This is a genomic window from Roseivirga spongicola (genome assembly GCF_001592965.1).
GTDB lineage: Bacteria > Bacteroidota > Bacteroidia > Cytophagales > Cyclobacteriaceae > Roseivirga > Roseivirga spongicola.
This window is the reverse complement of the sequence record NZ_LRPC01000012.1, coordinates 297995-321623: the sequence shown is the minus strand read 5'-3', so window position 1 is coordinate 321623 and position 23629 is coordinate 297995. Positions and strand designations below refer to the sequence as shown.

The following is a 23629-nucleotide window of genomic DNA, read 5'->3' as shown; positions in this document are numbered from 1 at the left end:
GGACATGAAAGTCAAGGAAGGAACACCGATGAGCATTAAATAATTTGCCCAATTCCGAATAATAACACAAAAAGTAAAGTACTTAAGGCCATTTGCTTCAGGAATGGATCCAATCGGTCTGAAGAGGTGTAAATTTTCACAGCCCTAGCATTAATGAAGAGCAATGGACAGGCAAGCAAAAACAGTAATTGCTGGGCACCTTCAAATTGTATTGCAGCAAATACAATGGAAGCTGCAACACCAAGTACTAATAACAGCCAATGGTAAATAACAGCAGCATCTCTACCAATGCGCACTGGCACAGATTTCTTTCCTGCCTTTTTATCAGATTCTATATCACGGATATTGTTCAAGTTCAATACTGCAACAGAGAACAAACCAACACTTATTGAAGGAAGAGCATAAAGCCAATTAATGGTTTGCTCGTAGAGATAGGCACTACCCATCACTGCAACAAAACCAAAGAAAATCATTACACTAATATCCCCCAAACCAGCATATCCGTAGGGCTTTTTACCAGCTGTGTAGGTTATAGCAGCCAGAATACTGAGCCCCCCTAAGCCTAAGAAATACCAAAAGACCTCTCCAAAACCACCAAAGGCTTGCAAGATTAAAGCCACTCCACTTGCCAGTGCTAGCACCGAACATACAATGATTGCTCTGAGCATTGCGCCTTTGGTAATGGCTCCACTTTGTACCGCACGTTGTGGCCCAGTTCGGTCAATACTATCTGCACCATGAATGGAATCTCCATAATCGTTGGCCAGATTAGAAAGCACTTGAAGAAAGAGTGTTGTTAAAGCACAAAGCCCAAAAATACTCCAATCAAAATTACCCGAAGAAGCCGCCAAAAAAGCGCCCATACCAATGGAGGCCATGGCCAAAGGCAAGGTTCTTAAACGGAATGCTTCGAGCCACTTTTTCATGATTAAAGCTTAGCTGTAATTTGTTCGTCTAGCGGATTAACTGATGATGGGTAAAAAGCTAACACCTTTCCGTTCTCATCGAGCAAATATTTACAGAAGTTCCAGTTAGGCTCTTCTCCGCTTTGCTCTTTGAGCCACTTATAGAGTGGATGCTTGTCTTTGCCTACCACTGATATCTTCTCGAACATTTGGAACGAAACGCCATAGTTGGCTTGGCAGAATTCTACTATCTCTTGATTAGTGCCAGGCTCTTGCCCTCCAAAGTTATTTGCCGGAAAACCAAACACCGCTACCTTATTACCGAACTGCTCATGTAGATTCTGTAAGTCTTCATACTGAGGCGTATAGCCACATTCTGAAGCCACATTCACAATAAGGATTTTCTTGCCCTTATAGGCATTCAAATCCACTTGCTCACCATCTATTCCTTTCAGTTCAAAATCGTAAAAGTTCATATTATTTGATTTTAGTGGCCATAAGAGCAATAAAAACAGACTTAGGTATTTCATAGTACTAATTCTTTTATCGCCAAACTCGTTGTCTTATCAGGTTTCTAGTTTTGGTGAGGACACCGAAACTGACACTTTATGCATCGCTGTAAAAACTGACATCTAAACACCTCTGAGAAGACACAGCGGTGTTTTTAGTTGCTGTGAGGAGACCACAACTGGCATCTAAACTAGCGCCAAATCTGGTATCCTCTCCAGATTCATAGCTCTACATTCTGTTTGGCACTTCAATTCCCAATAACCTCATGCCTACTTTGATTGTTTCTGCAGTAAGGGCAGATAGGGCTATTCTGAATTGCATCAGCACAGCATCATCTTCATTGAAAATTGAAATCTCCGTATAGAACCTGTTGTACTCCTTAGCCAAATCATATACGAACTGTGCAATAATGGCTGGAGAGTAAGTTTCTGCAGCCAATTGCAGTTTTTCTTTATACTGACCGATGGCAAAAATCAAATCCTTTTCCGTCTGATGCACTTCACTCACCTGATCGAAATCAATATTCTCTATGCTCACCCCTAGCTGGCTCGCCTTGCGAAGAATTGCACTAATTCTGGCATAAGTGTACTGAATAAACGGCCCTGTATTCCCCTGAAATTCGATAGACTCTTCAGGGTTGAAAAGCATACGTTTTCTTGGGTCTACTTTCATGAGGTAGTACTTCACTGCACCCAATCCAAGCTTTTCGTAAAGCTCAGCTGCCTCTTCGGCAGAGAACCCGTCTATCTTGCCTAGCTCTTCGGTTCTAGCTTTAGCCGTATCTACCATTTCCTGAATCAGGTCATCGGCATCTACCACCGTTCCTTCACGCGACTTCATCTTACCAGTTGGTAAGTCTACCATTCCATAAGAAAGGTGATAGCAAGCATCGGCCCACTCGTAGCCTAACTTCTTCAGAATAAGGAATAGAACCTTGAAATGATACTCCTGCTCATTTCCTACCGTATAAATCAACTGACTTAAACCAGGAAAATCATCGAAACGCATTAAAGCCGTTCCAATGTCTTGAGTCATATAAACTGAAGTACCGTCCTTTCGAAGAAGCAGTTTTTCATCAAGCCCTTCATCGGTTAAATCGACCCAAACAGAACCATCTTCTTTTTTGAAGAACACACCTTTTTCAAGACCTTCAAGCACTCTATCTCTTCCTATTAAGTAGGTATCACTTTCATAGTAGAGTTTATCGAAATCAACCCCCATTCGCTCGTAGGTGGCATTGAACCCATTGTAAACCCAACCGTTCATTTTCTCCCAAAGGGCGTAGATTTCAGGGTCTTTTTCTTCCCACTTGCGAAGCATTTCTTGCGCTTCTAGTAAGATCGGAGCTTCTTTTTCTGCTTGCTCCTTCTCCATTCCATCTTCTACCAGCTGAGCGATTTCAGCTTTATATGCTTTATCGAACTCTACATAATATTTGCCTACTAGGTGGTCGCCTTTAAGGCCTGATGTTTCTGGGGTTTCGCCCTCGCCAAACTTAAGCCAAGCCAGCATAGACTTACAGATATGAATGCCTCGATCGTTAATGATCTGCACCTTTTTCACGTCATTTCCGGCAGCTTCTAGAATTCTGGCCACTGAGTTACCTAAGAAGTTATTTCTCAGGTGACCCAAGTGAAGAGGCTTGTTGGTATTTGGAGATGAATATTCTACCACCACCGTTTTACCCGTAGAAGGAATACTAAATGCTGGTGATTCAGAAACATTTGCTCCATCGAACATTTGAGCAAACTGTTGCACCTGAGAACCCTCAGAAATAGAAAGATTCAAAAAGCCTTTAACTGTATTGAAACCTGAAACAACCGAGGTGTTTTCAACCAAATACTGTCCTATTTCATTGCCAGTTTCTTCAGGATTTTTCCTAGAAACTCTGGCTAATGGAAAGGTTACGAATGTATAGGTTCCTTCAAAATCTTTTCGGGTGGGTTGCAAGGCAATATCATCAGCAGAAAGCTCATGTGAATAAAGTGCTTTCAGGGCTTCCGAAATCCCTTGTTTAATCTGTTGCTCCATGTATTAGAAATTCTCGATCAATGAGTCGGTAGTTGCTTCCAAAATTTCGAAAGCATGCTCGGCCATTTTATTTTCAGTGTCCAAAGTTGGGTTCACCTCTACAATTTCCCAACAACAAACCCTTTTATCTTTAATTAACTCACGGTTTAGCTCAAAAGCTTGTTCTTTCTGCAGCCCGTTTGGAACTGGAGTTCCTGTTCCTGTAGACACACTTGTATCTAAACTGTCTACATCGAAAGAGATATAAATTTGGTCGCAGTCTTTAAGAATTTCCAAAGCCTGACTGGCTACTTTGGCAACCCCAATTTTATTTACTTCTTCAGTAGTGAAGTTTTTGATGCCGTATTTTTCAATTAGGTGATCTTCTGGTGCCTCAGTATCTCGAACGCCAATGTAGACAATATCTTGAGGGTCTATTTTCGGACCATTTCCGCCTACTTGCTTTATTTTTTCCCAAATAGCTTCGGTTTCCTCTTCTACATCATTTACTTCACACTCTTCATTATCCATTGCGCTAGCCATTGCCAAAGACATGCCATGCATGTTTCCTGATGGCGTAGTATATGGCGAATGAAAATCGGCATGAGCATCTATCCATATAACACCTAGCCTTCTATCTGGATGAGCCTTTTTAATGCCACAAATGGTTCCGGCTGCAGTTGAATGATCTCCCGCTAAAACAATAGGAAAAAGCTCTTGCTCACGCAGGCCACCTATAGTTTCACAAACCCTGTCTACCATGGTAAAAACACCTTCGGCATATTTGGCAAACTTAAACTGTGGTTGTGCAAACAGCAGTTGGTTTTCATCCTGAATACTTACAGGCTCAAAACGCATAAAGAAATTTGAGTGCCTTTTAATACTGGCAATTTTCATGGCGTCTACTCCCATGCTTGCCCCTCTAGTGCCCGCAGCAATTTCTGAGCGAACCTCCACTAGTCTTATCTTCCTCATATTCTATTTAATGCTAATTACCAGTCTAATAAGTAAGCGAAAATCAATGGTGCTACAATTGTAGCATCAGACTCTACGATGAATTTAGGCGTATCTATATCTAGTTTACCCCACGTGATCTTCTCGTTCGGAACCGCACCTGAATAAGAACCGTAGCTGGTGGTTGAATCTGAAATTTGACAGAAATAACTCCAGAAAGGAATATCGTGCATTTCCAAGTCTTGATACATCATTGGTACTACGCAGATTGGGAAGTCACCGGCAATACCTCCACCAATTTGGAAGAACCCGACTCCTTTGCCTGCTGAATTATCTTTATACCAACCAGCTAGCCAAGTCATGTATTCAATTCCCGACTTCATTGTAGAAGGCTTTAACTCGCCTTTTATGCAGTAAGAGGCAAATATGTTCCCCATGGTAGAGTCTTCCCAACCTGGAACTACAATAGGAATATTCTTCTCTGCAGCTGCGAGCATCCAACTGTTTTTCGGGTCAATTTCATAGTATTCTTCTAGATCGCCAGAAAGCAACATTTTGTACATGTACTCATGAGGGAAATATCTTTCTCCTGCATCTTCTGCAGTTTTCCACTGATGAAAAATGTGTTTCTGCAATCTTCTGAAGGCCTCTTCTTCCGGAATACATGTATCCGTTACCCTGTTGAGCCCTTTTTCTAAAAGCGCCCACTCTTCTTTCGGAGTTAAGTCTCTATAGTTTGGCACTCTTTCATAGTGCGAGTGAGCCACCAAATTCATAATATCTTCTTCTAGGTTGGCACCTGTGCAGGAGATGATATCGATTTTATCTTGACGAATCATTTCGGCTAAACTCATTCCAAGCTCTGCCGTACTCATGGCTCCGGCCAAAGTAACCATCATTTTACCGCCTTCGGCTAAATGTAGTTTATAGCCTTTAGCAGCATCTACCAGTGCTGCGGCATTGAAATGGCGATAGTGTTTTTCAATGAATGAGCTAATCGGTTTGTTCGACATAATTGTATCTTTTTCCTGTGTTTGCAAAAATGCTAATTTATGGTCATTTAGCTTAAGAATAAAGCTGCTATTTCAAGGTTCGGAATTTCTTCGATGTTTTTTAATTTTAAGCTTATTCGCATTTCATAATTTGTTTTAATCTTTGCGATCTATCATTAGAGAATCCATTTAGATGAAGAGTTATTACGACCTGATTGACCAAACTTTCGATTTCCCTACCAACGAATTCAAAGTAAATGGTAAGTACCTGGAATTTCACGATGTACCCTTAAAGGACATTATCCAAGAACATGGCACTCCCTTGAGGATCACCTATTTACCTAAAATATCTCAGAACATTCAAAGTGCTAAGAATTGGTTCGAAAAGGCCATGAAGAAGCATAAATATGAAGGCTCTTATACTTATTGCTATTGCACAAAGTCTAACCATTTCAGTTTTGTACTAGATAAGGTGATTGAAAATGGTTGTCAGATTGAAACATCATCTGCTTTTGACATTCCTATTATTAGAAGCCTCCACCAAAAAGGGAAAATAAACAAAGACATTTTGGTGGTATGTAATGGATTCAAAAGACCTCTCTATAAACAATACATCAGCGATTTGATCAATGATGGATTCAAGAATTGCATTCCAATTCTTGACAACATGAATGAGCTAGACACCTATAAAGAAGACATTAAAGGAGACTTTAAAGTAGGTATAAGAGTAGCAGCCGATGAAGAACCAAACTTTGAATTTTACACTTCAAGGTTAGGGATTAGATATGGCGACATTAAAGACTACTACAAAGAGCATATTGAAGGCAGTAAGGCTTCGTTGAAAATGCTTCACTTTTTTATTAACACTGGCATTAAGGACACTGCTTATTATTGGAGTGAATTGAGCCGCTTTATCTATAAATATTGCGAACTAAAAAAGGTTTGTCCTACGCTTGACACAATAGATATTGGTGGTGGTTTTCCCATAAAAACCTCTCTTACCTTTGAGTATGACTATGAGTACATGGTAGAGCAGATTGTTGAAAACATTCAGTGGATATGCAACAAAAGCAATGTACCTGTACCAAACATCATTACAGAATTTGGAAGCTTCACCGTTGGTGAAAGTGGTGCGCACATCTACTCAATCCTGGATCAAAAGCTGCAAAACGACAAAGAGCTTTGGTATATGATTGATGGCTCTTTCATTACGCATTTACCAGATGCTTGGGGCTTGAATCAGAAGTATATTTTGTTGGCAATCAGCAAGTGGGACCATCCTTTCCATAAAGTAAACATGGGTGGATTAACCTGCGACAGCATGGACTACTACAACTCTGAGGCTCACTCTTCTGAAGTGTTCCTTCCTCTTATTGAAGAAGACGAAAATCTTTATGTAGGATTCTTCCATACGGGAGCCTATCAAGAATCTCTAGGTGGATATGGAGGAATTCAGCACTGCCTTATTCCTGCCCCTAAGCACGTACTTATTGATCATGATGAAAACGGAAATTTGGTTAATCGGGTGTTTGCCGAGGAGCAAGTAGAGCAAACCATGCTCAACACACTTGGCTATTAAACAATAGCTCAAAAAGATATAGAAGCCTACTCTCTAACAGGAAGTAGGCTTTCTTTTTGTAGAAATTCGATCTCAATTTGAGCCATCCTCAGCAATCTTTATGTTGATGCGGTTCACATTTCATGACAGTATTTAATATAAGTAATTGCAAACCATTATATTAAAGGTACTTTTTATGGAATGGATACACGATACACACGAGAAGCCACTTACTAAAGGCATTTTACTCGGTACAATTCTAATAAGCGTATTACCTTTAATTCTATTATTATCTGGAGTAAACTTTGCTAGCCCAATAGGAACAGCAGAACTGGAGGGTCTTACAAATTTGCCAGAAGACGCCATTCATGACACGTTACTTCGAGCATTTACCGGAGCTTTTGTACACTTAATTCTTGAATGGTCGGGAGTAATTATTGCCATGGCCACGGCAGTATTGGCATTTGTTCAATATAGAATTACAGGCAACTCTGCAACTCCTATAATCGGCATGGCTTTGCTTTCAGCAGGCTTTATAGACGCCTTTCATGCACTTTCCGCAACACAAATCATTAACTCAGTCAGCGATAATTCCGATTTCATCCCCTTTACATGGGGTCTCTCTAGAACCTTTAAAGCACTCATCTTACTAGTTGGAGTAGCCATCTTTATATTAGGTCTCTATAGAAAGAGGCGAAGAAGAAATAGACTAGTTCTTATTTCTAGCCTGGGTTTCTTAATAAGCTCATATATACTTATTCGTATTTGTGCCACTAGCAGCCATTTACCAAGCACACAATTCCCTAATCAATGGATTACAAGACCGTTTGATGTAGCTCCATTGGTACTCTTTATAGTATTGGCTTTATGGGCACTTCCAAAATTTCAGAAAAAGGAGAAAAGCATATTCAGCCAAGCACTTATTTGGAGCATGGTTCCTGCAATAGCCACTCAGTTGCATATGGTATTTGGGTCTTCCGAACTTCACGACTCACACTTTAATATAGCGCACTTCTTAAAAACCATCTCTTATGTAGTCCCTTTTGTAGGCATCACCGTTGACTATCTTTCTACATACAGAACTCAAAAAATAAGACTTCGAGAAATTGCACTTGCCAGAAACAGGCTGGAAGCCAAAAACAAAGAACTCAATCAAATCTCGTATGCCACATCGCACGATTTGCAAGAACCACTGCGTACGCTAGTAAGTATGTGCGACCTTCTTAAAATGGAATATGGAGGTAAGTTCGATGAGCTGGGAGAAGAAATTCTAGGCTACATTACTCAGTCTAGTCAAAGAATGAGCGATTTGGTTAAAGACTTAATGATGTTCAACCAAGTGGGGCAAACTAAAGAGATCTCAAAAATAGACTGTAATGAAATTGTGAGATCTATAAAGGTAGATTTAGCACAAATCATTTCTGAGAATAAGGCTACTATAGAATCAACCAAACTCCCTACAATCTATGGCTACGAAACCGAAATACGCTTACTCTTTCAGAACCTAATTAGTAACTCCATTAAGTTTAAGAACAAGAACAGACCACTTCTGGTAAGTATAGACTCCACAGAGAATGATACGCATTGGTCATTTTCTGTTACAGACAACGGTATTGGCATTGCTCCTGAATATCAAGTTAAAGTCTTCCAGATTTTTCAGAAACTATCTCACAAAGGCGAGTATGATGGCACTGGTGTTGGCTTGGCACACAGCAAAAAAATCATCGATCATCATGATGGAAGGATTTGGGTAGAGTCTGATGGAATAGAAGGCTGTACCTTCCACTTCACTATTCCCAAGAAAAATTGATCTGCTTCTTACAGGTTTCTTAGCACAAACACCTAAGCACCTGAAAACCTTAGGATTAACATCAACCTGTAATCACATCAGCTAATTCACACTCACTAGTACTAGTGATTGCCTATTAAAAGTTCTCCTATTACATTTGTCTTTTAATTAAACTAAGTCTAAATAAAGACAGCCATCAAGGAAGTCTTTCTCTTATTATGAAGCCCAAATCTACCTGGAAAAGAGTTCGAAAATTATTTAACGACATTCATTTATGGATGGGAATTGCAGCAGGACTTATTCTATTTGTGGTTTGCCTAACTGGAACCATCTATACATTCAGAACGGAAATTGAACAGTTTATTGAAAGAGACAAATTCTTTGTAGAGGTACCAGCTAATGGTCAAAGACTTAGCTCCGATGAACTAATTAGCATCGCTAAGAATGAGTTTCCAGAGCAAAACGTATCCTCTATTTCTATCCCTGCCAACGAAAAAAGGGCATACACCATCAGCATTAGAAAAGAAGGAGAAAGACGAGGCACAAACTATTTGATTAACCCATATAATGGAGAAATACTAGGCGACACCTCAACTTCCAGCTCAGAATTCTTTATGACCATGTTTCGTCTTCACCGCTGGTTAATGCTAGATTCCAGCATAGGAAGGCCGATTGTTGGTTGGGCCACCATCATTTTTGTACTACTGACCATAACTGGAATGGTGATCTGGTTTCCGCAAAAAGTTAAGGCATGGAAGCAAGGCCTAAAAATTAAATGGAACGGCAATTGGAAAAGATTCAATCATGATTTGCACAATGCCCTTGGTTTCTATTCTGCCATATTCTTGCTCATTATGGGACTAACCGGATTGCAGTGGTCGTTCGACTGGTACCGTACTGGCTTGTACAATGTTCTTGGCGTAGACAGGTCTAGACAAGCACCGCAGGAAGAACAGAAACCAGAAGTTTCTTATGAAGGCCAAACTCCTCTAACCATAGATGCTACTTTGGCCAAAGCAGGCGAAGTGCTAGATTACGATGGAAACTACAGCATCACAATTCCAAACGATGATGCAACTTCCATATCTATTTCTAAAGCTAAAGTTGGCTTTTTTGCACCATCTGGCAGCGACAGAATCACATTAAACAAATACACTGGCACAGTTGAACAAAAAAATATTTTCTCTGAGAAACCATTTAATGAACGCGTAGGTAGCTCTATAAAGGCACTTCACATGGGTTATGTTTTCGGTACCTTCTCTAAAATCATCTACTTTATCACCTGTTTAATTGCCACTAGTTTGCCAGTAACTGGCACCATTATTTGGGTGAATAAGCTAAAGAAAAAGAAGTCTAGAAAGAAGCGTGGAAAAATTGAGCCAAGCTACACTGAACAACCTAGTAAACTCAGTACTATTTGAGACTAAATTAAATCGAATAAAGAAAGGCTAATCCTCGCTTGGTGAGAATTAGCCTTTCTTTTTTATGACCATACAAACGGAGTATTAAGCTTCACCCTTCAATCAGAGCGATTATTCAAATTATCAAGCATGAAAGCCAGACCGGCCAATTACCCCAATAGCTCCTTTACCTTTTCTGGCGGTCGGCCAATAATAGCTTTATCACCCTTGATAACAATAGGGCGTTCGATCAACTTCGGATTTTGAACCATTGCTTCAATCCACTGATAATTATCTAAGTCTTTACCCTTAAATTCTTCCTTGTAAACAGCCTCCCCTTTTCTCACTAAATCTAAAGGCTCTATTCCCAACATATTGATAATACCTTTTAGCTCATCTTTTGTTGGAACTGTTTTTAGGTACTCTACTACGGTTACCATTTCACCGCTCTCTTCTATCAGCTGAAGGGTTTGTCTACTCTTTTGACATCTCGGATTGTGAAGAATTTTCAACATATCTAACTCTGTATTTTGTTATAATTGGGCATTTCTAGAGATTGACAAACTAAACGATTCAGATGGAGCAAATCAAGTTGAATAATGAGTTAAGTATTTCCCGGTTGGTTCAAGGTGTTTGGCGATTAGCCGATTGGGACTATTCTAAGAAACTAGTTGAAGAGCTTGTTGAGGGGTGCCTAGAGCTAGGTATTGACACCTTTGACCATGCAGATATATATGGAGATTATGCTTGCGAAGAACTTTTTGGCAAAGCCTTACCAAGCAGCCTGAAGCAAAAACTTAAGATTGTCACCAAATGTGGCATCAAGCTGGTTTCTGACAAAAGACCAGATCACTATGTAAAGCATTACGACACTAGTTTTGAACACATAGTTTGGTCTGCCGAAAACTCCTTAAAAGCTATGGGCATTGAGGCTATAGATGTACTGCTCATTCACAGACCCGATCCTTTTATAAATCCAAATGAGGTAGCCAGAGCATTCTCCCAACTTAAAGCTCAAGGAAAGGTAAAACACTTTGGTGTTAGTAATTTTCTTCCGTCACAATTCAAGGCACTTCAAGCCGCTCTAGATTTCAAATTAGTTACCAACCAGATAGAAATATCGGCAATTGCACTACACGAATTCGACAACGGTAGCATAGACTTATGCCAAGAACTCAACATGCACCCAATGGCTTGGTCTCCATTAGGTGGCGGTAGTATTTTCAATGCTCAGACACACAGAATGATGACGTTGAAAAATGTACTCCATAAAATTGGAGATAATCATGGAGCAACTATAGACCAAGTAATGTACGCCTGGCTATTGGCACATCCGGCAGGTATTATTCCAGTTATTGGCTCCGGTAAATTGGCACGAATAAAGGCTGCAGCCGATGCTGTAGAAATTAAACTTAGCCGCCAAGAATGGTTTGAGATTTGGGTAGCCTCAAAAGGGCAGAGTGTTCCTTAATTCGATGTTCGATTACTGGGACTTATAGTGAAGTAAATATTTAAAAGAACCTCATACCGACAGTACTAAATCGCAATATCATACTAAAGTATGAGTACCTTATTCCTTGAAAAGACTTCATTTGAAATAAAAGAACATGGATAAATCAGTAGGATCAATTGGCTGGATAGACCTAACCGTCAATAATGCAGAAGAAGTCAAAGACTTTTATGCTGAAGTAGTTGGGTGGAAACCTGAAGGACTCTCTATGGGAGATTATGAAGACTTTAATATGACAATGGAAGGCACTCCCAAAGCAGGCATCTGCCATAAGAAGGGACCTAATGCGCACATCCCTTCTCAATGGATGATGTACATTAATGTTGCTGACATTGAAGCCAGTAGCAAGGCTGTAAAAGAAAAGGGCGGTAAGCTTCTTACAGAAGTAAAAAGCATGACGGGTTATGGCAAATTCTGCATGATTGAAGACCCAGCTGGGGCGGTATGCACCCTCTTTGAGCACGAGTAGCGGATATTTTCTATTATAGGTTTAAAAGCATAAATTCATGACCCTAATTTCCTATTCATGAAAGCTATTGCCTTATGGTTTTTCTCTCTAGTACCTATGTTTTTCGCTGGAGACTTCAAAGAGTGTGCTCCCTGCAACAGACAAGACACTCAATATTTATGTGCCTCTAACACGCTACCAGTAAATTCAAGGTTGTGCATAGATATTACTGAAGTACCAGCCTACGTATATAAAGACTATCTGGCCTCATTAGCTCAAAAACACGGAAGAGAAAGCGTTGAATTTAAAAATGCCGAACCTAACTACTCACTTTGGGCAGAAGTATTTGAAGGACACTCAGAAGAGGAATTAAAGGAAAAATTTATTGCTTCGGACGAACTGGCTTTAATGCCAATTATGGGGATAAGCTATGAACAGGCCAAGAACTTTGCCGCCTGGAGAACCGAAACCATGCACACCTACCTAAACGAGATGAGCAAAAATGATCGCGCTGCATTTCCGAAAAAATTCAAGTTCAGATTGCCTTCGGAAAATGAGTGGGCAAGAATCCGCTTTTTAATTCAAGACAAGCGAATGCTTAAGCAACTTGAGAAAATTGCCAAGACCAACGAATCATCCTTCAAGCTTTCTAAAAGCGACCTACTAAAAGACAATCCAAAAATTAAACCTGTATACTTCGAGGCTGCTGAAGACATTGGCTTTTACAACGTATTCGGAAACGTAGCAGAAATGACATCAACCGAAGGTGTAGCCATGGGCGGCAGTTGGAAAGTTCCGAATTCAACAAAAGCTTTCGCCCAAAGTTTTTCGTACGAAGGTGCCTCTGCGGCAGTTGGCATAAGGATGATCTTTGAGATTATTGAATAACTAAACCAATCCTGCTATCAAAAAGCCCAGATAAGTTCCTAAGCCAGTTCCGAGTGAACCCGCTAAAATCGCTGGAAGCAATAAATCATTTCGCTTAAAGCTCTTTGCTAGAGCCAGTGCAGTACTTGCTCCTCCAATATTAGCCTGTGACGCAATAGCCACCATAGACCAGTCAAATTTCAGCATGAGGGCCATCGACAGCAGAAAAGCGCCATGAACCAATACAATGGTGACGGTAAACAGAAGAATACTCACCGCATGCTCACCTACTTCTACCAAAGCGGTTACCTCACAGAAAGCTCCTACTACCACCAAAAACAAATAGACTGCAAACATTCCTAACATTTTAGCTCCAGGAATGTCTTGAACTGCCTTTATCTGGGCGAGAATTAAAGCTATGGTTGTTAAAATCAGAACGGAAGGAATAGCGGTTTGCTCAGCCAGCAAATCGGACACCATCATTGCTGCCAATCCTATAAAAAGCATCAAACCAAGTCGCAATGGACCAACATGCTCTCGTTCAGCATATTGGTTCATTTCTCCCCCATTTTTCATTTTTAACTCCTTATGTGGCCTGAGCTTCATCATCAGTGCAGGAAGACTCAAGGTTACCAACATCCAAATAGCAGTAACAATATTATCAGCCACAACTATTCCCGTATAAACCGCTCCCTCTCTTACCACATCGTAATGCAGTGCCACTGCGTTGAAATTTGCACTACCACCCGTATAGGTTCCAGTCATCATTCCGGCAATGGCTTGGTAGTTTTCTCCAAACACAGCTTGGTAGTCTATTACCTGTGATGCCAACAACACCCCCAATGTGGTCCCAACAGACCCTAGCACAAAAGTGATAAGCATAGGAAGTCCGGCCTTCCTTAGTTCCTTTAGGTTTACCCCTAACAATAAATAAAAGATACTTGCTGGAGCTACGTATGTAAAAATGGAATCGTAAACAGGGCTAGCATTAGATGCCGAAGGTATGAAACCAAAGTTGGCTAAAATGGCTCCTAAAATAATCACCAATAACGAACCACTGATATGTTTAAGAAAGGTGTTCTTTGTTAACCACTCACTGACAAAGATCAGCCCACAAAGCACTGTGAGAATGTACAGCGGATTCTGGATCATAGATAAAAGATAGGGAATTATTCAAAACCATGTGAATAAGGTTTACTAAGGATTCAATTTTTGAGCCTAAAAACCTACAGGCAAACATCTATCTATCAACACCTTATAAGGGATATTTCAGACTAGAATCAGTCTTCAAATGAAATAAAAAAAGCCCGACACAGTCGAGCTTTTTTCGTAGTCCGTAGGGGAATCGAACCCCTGTTACCAGGATGAAAACCTGGCGTCCTAACCCCTAGACGAACGGACCATTTTTTACGGTGTGCAAATATAGATTTCACATTTTTAATTCCAAAAACTTTTTGAACGAATTATTTCAAACGTTTCCCAGGGAACCCTTTTCTGTAAGCATTCATTTATATTTGAAATGGTGCCGGGCTTTACTAGTTTTGCGGCACAACAATCACTAATAAAACCGTAAAAGGACATGTCTAAAATAAAAGTAGCCATTAACGGTTTTGGAAGAATCGGACGATTGACTTTCAAAACATTATTGAGCAAAGAAAATGTTGAAGTAGTTGCTATCAATGACTTGACAGACACTGCTACCCTTGCCCACCTATTGAAGTACGATTCAGTACATGGCAAATTTGATGGAACAGTATCTTCTACTGCAGACGGTATCGTTGTCAACGGAACAGAAATTAAAATCTACGCAGAGAAAGAACCTAAGAACTTACCTTGGGGAACTTTAGGTGTTGATGTTGTACTAGAATCTACTGGTAGATTCGTAGACGAAGCCGGTGCTGGCGGACACATTGAAGCTGGTGCTAAGAAGGTTGTAATTTCTGCTCCTGCAAAAGGTAACATCCCTACGGTTGTATTGGGTGTAAATGAAGAAATTTTAACTGGCGATGAGAAGATCGTTTCTAACGCTTCTTGTACTACCAACTGCTTGGCTCCAATGGCTAAAGTTTTAGATGATGCCTTCGGTATTGAAAAAGGTTACATCTCTACTGTACACGCTTACACGGCTGACCAAAGAATTCAAGATGCACCTCACGGTGACTTGAGAAGAGCTAGAGCTGGTGCGGTTTCTATTATCCCTACTTCTACTGGTGCTGCTAAGGCTGTTGGTTTGGTACTTCCTCACCTAGCTGGTAAGTTAGATGGTATTGCTTTAAGAGTTCCTGTGCCAGATGGTTCATTGACTGACCTTACTGTTGTAGTAAATAAAGAAGTAACTGCGGAAGAAGTAAACGCTGCTATGAAAGCTGCTGCTGAAGGCCCGATGAAAGGCATTTTAGAGTACACTGAAGATCCAATTGTATCTGTTGATATCATTGGAAACCCTCACTCTAACATCTTCGATTCTAAATTAACTGCTGCCGCTGGTACTTTAGTGAAAGTAGTTGGCTGGTACGATAACGAAGCTGGTTACTCTAACAGAGCTGCTGACTTGATCGTTAAGATCGGTGGATAATTAAAAGATAATTTCATTAGAAAGCCTTGGTGGAAACGTCAAGGCTTTTTTTGTTGCTAAGAATGTCAAAGCTCATGTCGCTTCTACGAAGCTTGATTTGTTACAAAGATTGTGTTATAACATTTCGCCACGCTGTGGCTTAAGTCTGGCATTATCCTCAAAAACAATACAGATAGCTTGTTTATCGAAGCCTAGTATTGCAAGACAAAAAAACCACCTTGACCTTGGCTCCAGAGGAGCCTAATGTCATAAAAACTCTATATCACTGAAAAGCAAGCTCTAGCGGAGCAAAATTCCCCTTAGCCTTATTATATTGGTGTATGATCAATCGCATACTAATAATCACACTCTTAACAATTACCTCCTTTCAGGCCTCTGCACAACTCATGGAAAAAGAGTTGAGAGAAAGTCTTTCTACAGAATTTAAAGATGATGACGTGGAAAGCATACTGCTTTGTATGGAGTTCTTTGAAAACCAACTTAAGACATTTTTCAACCTCAGTAAAAACTCAGACGAAGACCCAATAGCCAAGTTTATAGAGTATACAGAAGAGAATTACCCTGACTTTGAGATACCTCTAGATTTTACCGCACAACAAGAACTATATCAAAAATTAAGAACGTATTTCTTTATTCAGACTTGGAGCTATGGACTTTTAACGAGAGGGGAAGATCAGACAACCTATATCTCTATCAATTTAAAAGCAAACAGTCCACTAATTAAATACTTAAGAAAGAGATCAAAAAAAGTAAAAGTAGTCACCAAATACTTAGATACACTTGAGGCTGCTGGAGATATTAGCCCTTCAATGGCCGGTACCATGGCTTCATTCATCCCTCTAGAACATCAACAAAATCTCGAATTAAGGATTTTGATTACACTCCACTATCTCACTTTGAACGACAGAATCAAAAGAAGAGATCGTATGTAGAAATGAACAGGGTATTTGGGTTAATTGCCCATTTTGCTACAATGAAGCTTAACTATTCCGAGGCAGCATTTGGTTACGTCATTTCGCCACGCTGTGGCTAAACCATGGCATTATCCTTAGAAACAGAACAGACAAATTCGTTTTATCGAAGCCTAGTATCGCAAGATAAAAAATCTCTTTGACCTGGCTCCAGAGGAGCCTAATGTCATAACAAACAAGCACTCCGAAAGCTAAGCTCCAGCGGAGCGACATTTAAATACTCCGCTCTGAGGAAATAATCTATTCACAAATAATTAATGCTAACTGCATTGAACTAATCTTTCTTCCTACTAGTTTTACAACCGAAATGACAAACCCGAGTCGCTATAAAATGGGGCAATAGTATAAATAAGAGACATCATCTAGTCAGAAAAATCAGATGAACAAAAGAGCCGCTAGAAATAGGGCTTATTTTTTTGCCGTTTTCTCAAGTATCTTGCTCGCTCTCTTAGCCATATCAACCGACTGAAGAATCTTCATAGTCAACTGGGCATTGTAATCAGGGTTATCCACTAGAAAGTTCCCGACAATCTCTACCGCTTCCACAGAGTTGTGATCTCCTAAGGTTTGATCTAGCCAACGCGTTGGGAAGAAAATATCTCCTGTTTGCTGAATCTCTTGTAGCAACTCTAAGCTTGGTTCAATGTATTTAATTGACTCTTTTCTTCTCAGCGGATGATGTAAATTACCCAAAGCACCGAGTACCCATGATTCAGTTTCCCTGTTTTTCTCGTCTTTCAGTGTTTCAAAGAAGTCATCTCTGACTGCTTGCTCATTAGACAAAGTCGGAGCAATAAATTCGAATCTTCTCTTTGAGTCTGGGTTCTGAATGCGTCCCATCTGACTGTCCACTATCTCAGCAGATTTCTCCGGCATCTTAATCGCTAGATTTGATGCCAAACCAATGAAATCATTTTCAGACAGCTTCAATTGATCAATAGACAACTCTTCAGCCCAAATGCTATACAGTCTTTTAAGATTGGCATCAGTGATTGCTACACTGCTCAATGTTCCGAAAAAGGTTTTCTTGATGGAAGGATCATCATGCAAATCGTTCAAGCAGTGGAAAAGTGTCCTCTCTAAATCTGGAGCTACATTTTGTCTTTGATCTGCTGAAAGTAAATTCCAATAAACTGACCTCAGCTGACCTAGTACCTGGCTAATTAGTAACTGATTTTTCTCTCTCACCAAAACCCATTTGAGCAGTTCAAGGTATTCTGTTGGAGTGTACTGTCCTTCCTGACCTACATTTCTAGGCTCCAACAGTGCTTCATACATATTGATGAGTTGAGCTCCCTTTTCAAGCTCAGAAAGCCCTGCCCACTGACTAGCCAGCAAGTCATAAGAAACAGGGAAAAGTCCGTAGCCCATACCATTGGAATTGGCCAGCAGATTGAAGTCCTTCCAAGACTCATCCATTTTAACTTCATAAACCTGATCGGCAGAAACCACCTGCAATTCCTTTCTATCTTTCTTGGTTGTGTTATATAGTTTCAACCTAAAGCTTTGCGGCCAAGACCTTCCTTCTCCACTCATATCAATCTGCTTCAATGAAGCAGTGACACCCTCAGAGCCTTCTTCTACTTTCAGGTCGAAAACAGGTCTGCCAGGCGTATTCACCCAAACATCACTCCAGCGTTTTAGATCTACTTGTGTTCGTTTGTCTAGAATATTAATCAGATCTGGCCAGGTAGCGTTCTTCATAGAAAAAGTACTCAAGTATTCCTGCATACCACTTTGAAAGGCTCTTTCACCCAAAAGCGACTCTAATTGCCTCATCATAATTGGTGCTTTGTTGTAAATGATGGCACCGTACATCTGACCAGCCTCGTTGAGGTTAGGTAAATGCTGACGAATTGGATTAGCTCCCTCAGTTCTATCTACCCCATAAGCCGAAGGGTAATGACGAACAAGGAAATTCAAGTCGTGATTGATTTCAGGGAAACTAGGATTCACCATTTTGGCGGCCATAAAATTGGCAAACACTTCCTTGGTCCACACATCGTTGAACCAGTCCATAGTTACTAGGTTTCCATACCACATATGAGCTACTTCATGCGCAATGAGACTAGCTCTACTCAATAATTGACTCTGTGAAGGATCTTCATCTAGAAACAATGAGTTCGCCCTATACTGAATAGCACCAACGTGCTCCATCCCTCCATATTGAAAACTAGGAATCAGAGCAAAGTCTAACTTTTTGAATGGGTACTTAATCCCTGTATATTCCTCCAACCACTTAATTGAAGCGTTGTGTAGGTAGAAAATGAAGTCTTTATTTCTCTGAACTTTCTCCTCATCAGTTTCTCTGTGAAGCATGGTAAACGTTCTTCCTTCCACGCTTTGACTAATGGTTTCGAACTCACCAGCCACAAAAGAAAAAAGATAGGTACTGATGAGGTCAGACTTTTCATATTGAATATTCTTGCGATTGTTCAGCACCTTCGCCAAAGTTACTGGTGCGTTTGACACCGCATTCCAATCACTCGGCAAGTCTAATATTAGCTCAAAATTTGCTTTGATGTTAGGTTGATCGAAGCACGGAAAAGCCGTTCTGGCTCTGTCTGGAACAAATAATGTATAGAGAAACTCCTCTTTTCTATTGAGGGATGTTTCTCCCGCCCAAAAGTTCACCTCTACTCGGTTGAATCCCTTTTTCAGGTTTTCCGCTTTGAGAATAATGTGTTCGTTGACCAACTCTGTAGGCTGACTCTTTCCATTAACAATCACTCCCTTTAAGTGATCTGGCGCTACTTTAAAATCTAGTGGAATGTCTTTCGAATTGTCCATCAAATTGAAGGTCAACTCTTCTAAAGCCTGAATTTTCTGGTCGAAATTTTCTGGAACTCTAAACTCCAGCCTATAATTGACCATAGATATCACCGACTTCCTGTATTCGGCCATATCTAAGGCCACACCAGGCTCAATAGCCGTAGTTTCCTTTTCAGAATTACACGAAAACATTAAAACCACTAAAGTGGCGAGTAGCGCAAATCTTCTCATTTAGATTAGTATTAAGTCTTTTCTTAGTTCAGGAGGAATACCAAAATGATCGTCCATAAAGCCATCCATTTCATCTTTAGTTTCCTTAGAGAGTAGTGCGTTCATTTCTTCCATAGCCAATTCACCCACCATAAATGGAGGCATAAAATTGGTCACTAGCTTATCTCCTTTAAAACAAGCACCCATCTGGTACTCCTTCATTTCATCTTGAGCCGTTCCTTTTATAAGGCAATGCGACAACCAATGCTCTGGATCATCTGGCTTTTCTTCAATTCTATCTTGAAGCTTCTGAAAATCGGTATTCTCCATCATGTACATGGAAAGATTTTGCATGCTTTCTTGCGACATAGCATCTTTCATTTTCTCATAGCAATTAGAGCAAATAGCATATTCGAAAAGCACTTCGGTTTTATCTAGTTCAGGATACTTTTTGAAAACCTTCTCAATCATGTAGTACCTGTCGCCTTCCAAAACTGGGTACTCACAGTCAATGCATTTATCTAAAGGTGCTCCAGTATCGGTATTCTTAAAAATTGAAGGGATTGGCAAACCCTCCTGCTGTTGATTTTCTTCCATTCTAAAGAGTTTTGTGCACCATGGTTGATGCTACTTGGGCTGTTGGTAAGATTAGCGTATCGGCAATATTTACATGAGCCGGTCGGGTAACAATAAACTGAATAAGATCTGCAATGTCTTGAGCTGTAAGAGGATCATAACCTTGGTACACCGTATCTGCCTTACCCGAATCACCTTTAAAGCGAACTAAAGAAAACTCAGTCTCAACCAATCCTGGGCAAACCTGAGAAACTTTTACTCCAGTACCCATGAGGTCTAAACGCATGCCATTATTTATGGCATCTACAGCGTGTTTAGAAGCACAATAAACATTTCCGTTCGGATAAACCTCCTTGCCAGCAATAGACCCCACGTTCACTACATGACCAGATCCTCTCTCAATCATTTGAGGCACCAAGGCCTTAGTAACATACAATAATCCCTTTACATTGATGTCTATCATGGCATCCCAATCATCGACATTGCCATCTTGAATTTTAGACAAGCCATGGGCGTTACCAGCATTATTGATGAGAACGTCTATGCTTTTCCAGTCTTCTGGAATGGAACCCAAAGCCTCATCTACTGCTTTTCTGTCGCGTACATCAAAAGTCAACTGAAGTGTTTTTACGGAAAGTTTAGAAGCCAACTCTTCCAACCTCTCTTTTCTTCTTCCACAAATAATCAGGTCGAACCCTTTATCGGCAAGTGCCTCTGCTGTTGCCCAGCCAATGCCAGACGTTGCACCTGTTACCAAAGCTATTTTTTGCATTTCTTCTACTTTTTCGGAAAAGCCAAGTTAAAAGAAATCGGACAGATGGCAGAAAGAAATTATCCTAGAAAATGATTAGTCCGAGAAGTGAAGGTATAAGGTGAAGTTATGGGTTGTAATTCGAGTAAGCCCATCATGGTAAATATTGCTAGAGTTGTTCATTACATTCATTAAACCTCTTGCATACCGTATTTCTGGAGCAAATTTGAAGAACTCAAAATACCTTTCTAAGCCAATTCCAAACTCAATTTTGGCGTTCATTCTTCTAATTTCTAATCTGTCGGAGCTAGTTACTAAATCGTCTTTACCGGCTCTTAAAGATGCGCTACCACCAAAGACCATGTACATTCTAAAGTTATTCCTTCTAATGGATCTATACTTCAGATAAATACCTGGCTCAATTCTGGTGGACTCAATCAATTGTTCATCTACAGTCCCATCCGTATAATTATACTCCATGGTATTTTGATATAGACCAATTTTGACCGGAACAGTTCGAATGGTAAACTGATCGTCTAGCCTAAAATTCACCATAAAACCTAAGTTAAAACCAGCGCTTTTCTGCGAAGTAATTGAGGAAATTTCCTCATACTGAGGTGTATCGAAGGCCTCTGAATATTTCACCCCATAGTAATTCTGATGAGCGCCTAAAAAGAACCCGTATTGAATTTTCTTCTTATCACTATCCAACCTATGGAGTGTTACACCAGGAGTTCTAGTTTGAGCATAAAGGCTAGTAGCGCCAAGAAAAACTAAGAGAAAAATTACTTTTGCCCGATGTATATTGAGCTGATGCCAAACGTCAGTGGTATGCATTCTACATTCTTAAATCCAACTTCTGTAAGGATATCGAGAAAGTCTTGCCCGTCAGGGAAAGCCTCCACAGACTCTGGCAGATACGTATAAGCCGATTGATCCTTGGAAATTACCTTGCCAATGATCGGCAGAATCGACTTAAAATAAAAATTGTAAAGTTGCTTCATTGGGAAGCGTCTTGGCCTAGAAAACTCAATGACCACAATTTTACCTCCCGTATTGAGCACTCTGCACATATCGCTGAGCCCCTTTTTAAGGTTTTCGAAATTCCTTACACCAAAAGCAACGATTGCAGCATCGAAGGTATTGTCATCAAAAAGTAGCTTTTCACTATCACCCATTTGCATATCGATGATGTGGTCTACCCCTTTCTTTTTCATCTTCTGCCTACCCATTTCCAGCATACCAGAAGAAATATCTACACCCACAATTCTATCAGGATTAAGGGCTAGTGCCTCAATGGCAAAATCACCTGTTCCAGTAGCTACATCTAGAATTTGCTTTGGCTGATCTTTTTTGAGCAAACGAATGGCCTTCTTTCTCCAAAGAATATCGATACCTAAACTCAAGAAGTGATTAAGAAAATCGTAGCGTTTGCTGATGTTGTTAAACATCTCTGCTACCTGCTCTTTTTTACCTGTTTCTTTCTCTTTGTAGGGTACAACCGCCATCTGCCTCAAATTAGGATGCAATAATACGAAGGAAACAGGGGGATTAAGAAGATTGTTAGGAAAAGCTTAAGGTAAAATGCCATTAGACGGAATATCTTTGAATGCATTCCTCTATTAATATTATATTCAGGTACATGAAAGTTCAGACCAAAAAGCTGTTTATCGAAGGAGTGCTTATTGTTTTCAGTGTTCTTTTTGCCCTATTCTTAAGCCAAGTAGCTGAAAATCAAAAAACTAGAAAAGAGAAAGAAAAAGCCTTGGAATACATACACCAAGAATTATCTGATAATAAAGACATACTTACTAGCTGGATATATTATCACGGCAAAGCAAGAGAGAGGCTAAGAAAAATGGTATCTGATCCAAATGATAGTGTTAGAAGTGAGTTGAAGGCCTCTGGCAGAATAGACTTTGAAATTATAACTGATGGCAATAATTTGATAGACGTATTACTTACCAAAACCGCTTGGGAGGCAGCAAAGTCCACAAACATAGCCTCTGAAATTGAATTTGAACAAGTTCAACAGCTTACCAGAATTTATAGCCTCCAAGATATTCTGATGGAGAACATAACGGGTAAATTCCTTGACATTTATATGGACAGAGACACTCACAAAATTGAAAACCTAGAAACCACCCTAATTCAATTGAATTTAATTATAAATGAGATGGTTGGACAAGAGGAAACGCTTCACACCATGATTAGCGAATTTCAAAAAAAGTATAAGTGAAGCGCATAGAAAAAGCTGCCATAAAATAGCAGCTTTAGTCATATCTGTTTTAAGCTAGACTTAACCAATTTCCACCAACTGGATATCGAAAATCAAGTCTTTACCCGCTAATTGATGATTAGCATCAATGATTACTTTATCTTCTTCAACTTCCTTTACTGTAACAGGTACTTGCTGACCATTTGGCTGGCTCATTGCCAATTGCTGACCTACTTCAGGCTTTAAATCTTCAGGCAAATTGCTCTTCGGCACATCAAAGATTAAATCTTGACGAGCCTCGCCATATGCTTCAGCTGCAGGTATTTCAGCTGTTTTGGTATCTCCTACTTCCATTCCGTCTACTGCGGCATCGAATCCCTTAATCATCTGACCAGCGCCAACCTGGAAAGCCAATGGCTCTCTTCCTTCTGATGAATCGAAAACGGTTCCGTCTTTTAACTTACCGGTATAGTGAACTTTAACACTATCACCTGCTTTTGCTTTAGGCATAATTATCTGTTTTTGATTTCTCCTCAATATCAAGGATTTGCAAAGGTACAGGTTTAAGAAGGAAAGCAAAACTGAGAGCGATTAAGGCTGTGACCTCTTTGGG

The 23629-nt window shown here is 40.1% G+C and carries 22 protein-coding genes and 1 tRNA gene; 9 read left to right on the top strand and 14 right to left on the bottom strand.

Going from position 1 to position 23629, the window contains the following annotated elements; all coding sequences use genetic code 11:
- Positions 1 to 35 precede the first annotated feature (35 nt).
- From AWW68_RS09350 to AWW68_RS09330, 5 genes are all read right to left on the bottom strand, one after another.
- Entirely contained in the window at positions 36 to 926 is an 891-nt protein-coding gene (locus tag AWW68_RS09350; RefSeq protein ID WP_068219877.1) for a 1,4-dihydroxy-2-naphthoate polyprenyltransferase, read from the bottom strand.
- A 2-nt stretch (positions 927 to 928) separates the two neighbouring features.
- Positions 929 to 1435, bottom strand: a complete 507-nt coding sequence (locus tag AWW68_RS09345; protein WP_068219874.1) for a glutathione peroxidase — start codon at positions 1433 to 1435, stop codon at positions 929 to 931.
- Positions 1436 to 1643: 208 nt separating this feature from the next.
- Entirely contained in the window at positions 1644 to 3446 is a 1803-nt protein-coding gene (gene argS, locus AWW68_RS09340; protein WP_068219870.1) for an arginine--tRNA ligase, read from the bottom strand.
- A 3-nt stretch (positions 3447 to 3449) separates the two neighbouring features.
- The gene (locus tag AWW68_RS09335; protein ID WP_068219866.1) at positions 3450 to 4400 is read right to left on the bottom strand and encodes an arginase; all 951 of its coding nucleotides are present in this window, start codon (positions 4398 to 4400) and stop codon (positions 3450 to 3452) included.
- A 17-nt stretch (positions 4401 to 4417) separates the two neighbouring features.
- Positions 4418 to 5392 carry a deoxyhypusine synthase family protein gene (locus AWW68_RS09330; protein WP_068219863.1) on the bottom strand — a complete coding sequence of 325 codons (975 nt, stop codon included), beginning with the start codon at positions 5390 to 5392 and terminating at the stop codon, positions 4418 to 4420.
- Positions 5393 to 5564: 172 nt separating this feature from the next.
- On the opposite strand from AWW68_RS09330, the gene AWW68_RS09325 reads away from it, so the two are divergent.
- The 3 genes from AWW68_RS09325 (at position 5565) to AWW68_RS09315 (ending at position 10139) form a co-directional block, all read left to right on the top strand.
- On the top strand, positions 5565 to 6950 hold the full coding sequence (locus AWW68_RS09325; protein ID WP_068219861.1) for a type III PLP-dependent enzyme domain-containing protein: 1386 nt from the start codon (positions 5565 to 5567) through the stop codon (positions 6948 to 6950).
- A gap of 175 nt (positions 6951 to 7125) precedes the next feature.
- A complete protein-coding gene (locus AWW68_RS09320; RefSeq protein WP_068219857.1) occupies positions 7126 to 8739 on the top strand; it encodes a sensor histidine kinase in 1614 nt (537 codons plus the stop codon).
- A gap of 197 nt (positions 8740 to 8936) precedes the next feature.
- Positions 8937 to 10139 (top strand): PepSY-associated TM helix domain-containing protein, encoded by a 1203-nt coding sequence (locus tag AWW68_RS09315; RefSeq protein WP_068219853.1) that lies wholly within the window; start codon positions 8937 to 8939, stop codon positions 10137 to 10139.
- Between the two features lie 149 nt (positions 10140 to 10288).
- Here AWW68_RS09315 and arsC read toward each other — a convergent pair whose 3' ends face one another.
- On the bottom strand, positions 10289 to 10633 hold the full coding sequence (arsC, locus tag AWW68_RS09310) for an arsenate reductase (glutaredoxin) (protein WP_068219850.1): 345 nt from the start codon (positions 10631 to 10633) through the stop codon (positions 10289 to 10291).
- A 62-nt stretch (positions 10634 to 10695) separates the two neighbouring features.
- Between arsC and AWW68_RS09305 the strand changes: the two genes are divergently transcribed.
- The 3 genes from AWW68_RS09305 to AWW68_RS09295 all read left to right on the top strand — a co-directional run bounded on the left by AWW68_RS09305 (position 10696) and on the right by AWW68_RS09295 (position 12964).
- On the top strand, positions 10696 to 11589 hold the full coding sequence (locus AWW68_RS09305) for an aldo/keto reductase (protein ID WP_068219847.1): 894 nt from the start codon (positions 10696 to 10698) through the stop codon (positions 11587 to 11589).
- Between the two features lie 136 nt (positions 11590 to 11725).
- The gene (locus AWW68_RS09300; protein ID WP_068219844.1) at positions 11726 to 12097 is read left to right on the top strand and encodes a VOC family protein; all 372 of its coding nucleotides are present in this window, start codon (positions 11726 to 11728) and stop codon (positions 12095 to 12097) included.
- 57 nt (positions 12098 to 12154) lie between these two features.
- Positions 12155 to 12964: an SUMF1/EgtB/PvdO family nonheme iron enzyme gene (locus tag AWW68_RS09295; protein WP_068219841.1), complete on the top strand. Its 810-nt coding sequence runs from the start codon at positions 12155 to 12157 to the stop codon at positions 12962 to 12964.
- On the opposite strand, the gene AWW68_RS09290 is transcribed toward AWW68_RS09295, so the two are convergent.
- Positions 12965 to 14095, bottom strand: a complete 1131-nt coding sequence (locus tag AWW68_RS09290; protein WP_068219838.1) for a DUF819 family protein — start codon at positions 14093 to 14095, stop codon at positions 12965 to 12967.
- A gap of 178 nt (positions 14096 to 14273) precedes the next feature.
- A tRNA-Glu gene (locus tag AWW68_RS09285) sits at positions 14274 to 14345 on the bottom strand.
- Between the two features lie 177 nt (positions 14346 to 14522).
- Between AWW68_RS09285 and gap the strand changes: the two genes are divergently transcribed.
- On the top strand, positions 14523 to 15518 hold the full coding sequence (gene gap / locus AWW68_RS09280) for a type I glyceraldehyde-3-phosphate dehydrogenase (RefSeq protein WP_068219836.1): 996 nt from the start codon (positions 14523 to 14525) through the stop codon (positions 15516 to 15518).
- A 386-nt stretch (positions 15519 to 15904) separates the two neighbouring features.
- A complete protein-coding gene (locus AWW68_RS09275; protein ID WP_068219834.1) occupies positions 15905 to 16450 on the top strand; it encodes a hypothetical protein in 546 nt (181 codons plus the stop codon).
- Positions 16451 to 16897: 447 nt separating this feature from the next.
- Here AWW68_RS09275 and AWW68_RS09270 read toward each other — a convergent pair whose 3' ends face one another.
- From AWW68_RS09270 to ubiE, 5 genes are all read right to left on the bottom strand, one after another.
- Complete coding sequence (locus AWW68_RS09270; RefSeq protein WP_068219831.1) at positions 16898 to 19492, bottom strand: M1 family metallopeptidase; 2595 nt, start codon at positions 19490 to 19492, stop codon at positions 16898 to 16900.
- A complete protein-coding gene (locus tag AWW68_RS09265; RefSeq protein ID WP_068219828.1) occupies positions 19493 to 20068 on the bottom strand; it encodes a hypothetical protein in 576 nt (191 codons plus the stop codon).
- Position 20069: 1 nt separating this feature from the next.
- The gene (locus AWW68_RS09260; protein WP_068219825.1) at positions 20070 to 20819 is read right to left on the bottom strand and encodes an SDR family NAD(P)-dependent oxidoreductase; all 750 of its coding nucleotides are present in this window, start codon (positions 20817 to 20819) and stop codon (positions 20070 to 20072) included.
- 75 nt (positions 20820 to 20894) lie between these two features.
- The gene (gene porT / locus AWW68_RS09255) at positions 20895 to 21635 is read right to left on the bottom strand and encodes a type IX secretion/gliding motility protein PorT/SprT (RefSeq protein ID WP_068219822.1); all 741 of its coding nucleotides are present in this window, start codon (positions 21633 to 21635) and stop codon (positions 20895 to 20897) included.
- A complete protein-coding gene (gene ubiE / locus AWW68_RS09250) occupies positions 21584 to 22306 on the bottom strand; it encodes a bifunctional demethylmenaquinone methyltransferase/2-methoxy-6-polyprenyl-1,4-benzoquinol methylase UbiE (protein WP_068219819.1) in 723 nt (240 codons plus the stop codon). Before ubiE ends, porT begins: the two co-directional genes overlap by 52 nt.
- Before the next feature lie 134 nt (positions 22307 to 22440).
- On the opposite strand from ubiE, the gene AWW68_RS09245 reads away from it, so the two are divergent.
- Positions 22441 to 23037 (top strand): hypothetical protein, encoded by a 597-nt coding sequence (locus tag AWW68_RS09245; protein WP_068219816.1) that lies wholly within the window; start codon positions 22441 to 22443, stop codon positions 23035 to 23037.
- A 60-nt stretch (positions 23038 to 23097) separates the two neighbouring features.
- Here AWW68_RS09245 and AWW68_RS09240 read toward each other — a convergent pair whose 3' ends face one another.
- Positions 23098 to 23526 (bottom strand): FKBP-type peptidyl-prolyl cis-trans isomerase, encoded by a 429-nt coding sequence (locus tag AWW68_RS09240; RefSeq protein ID WP_068219813.1) that lies wholly within the window; start codon positions 23524 to 23526, stop codon positions 23098 to 23100.
- Between the last annotated feature and the right edge of the window lie 103 nt (positions 23527 to 23629).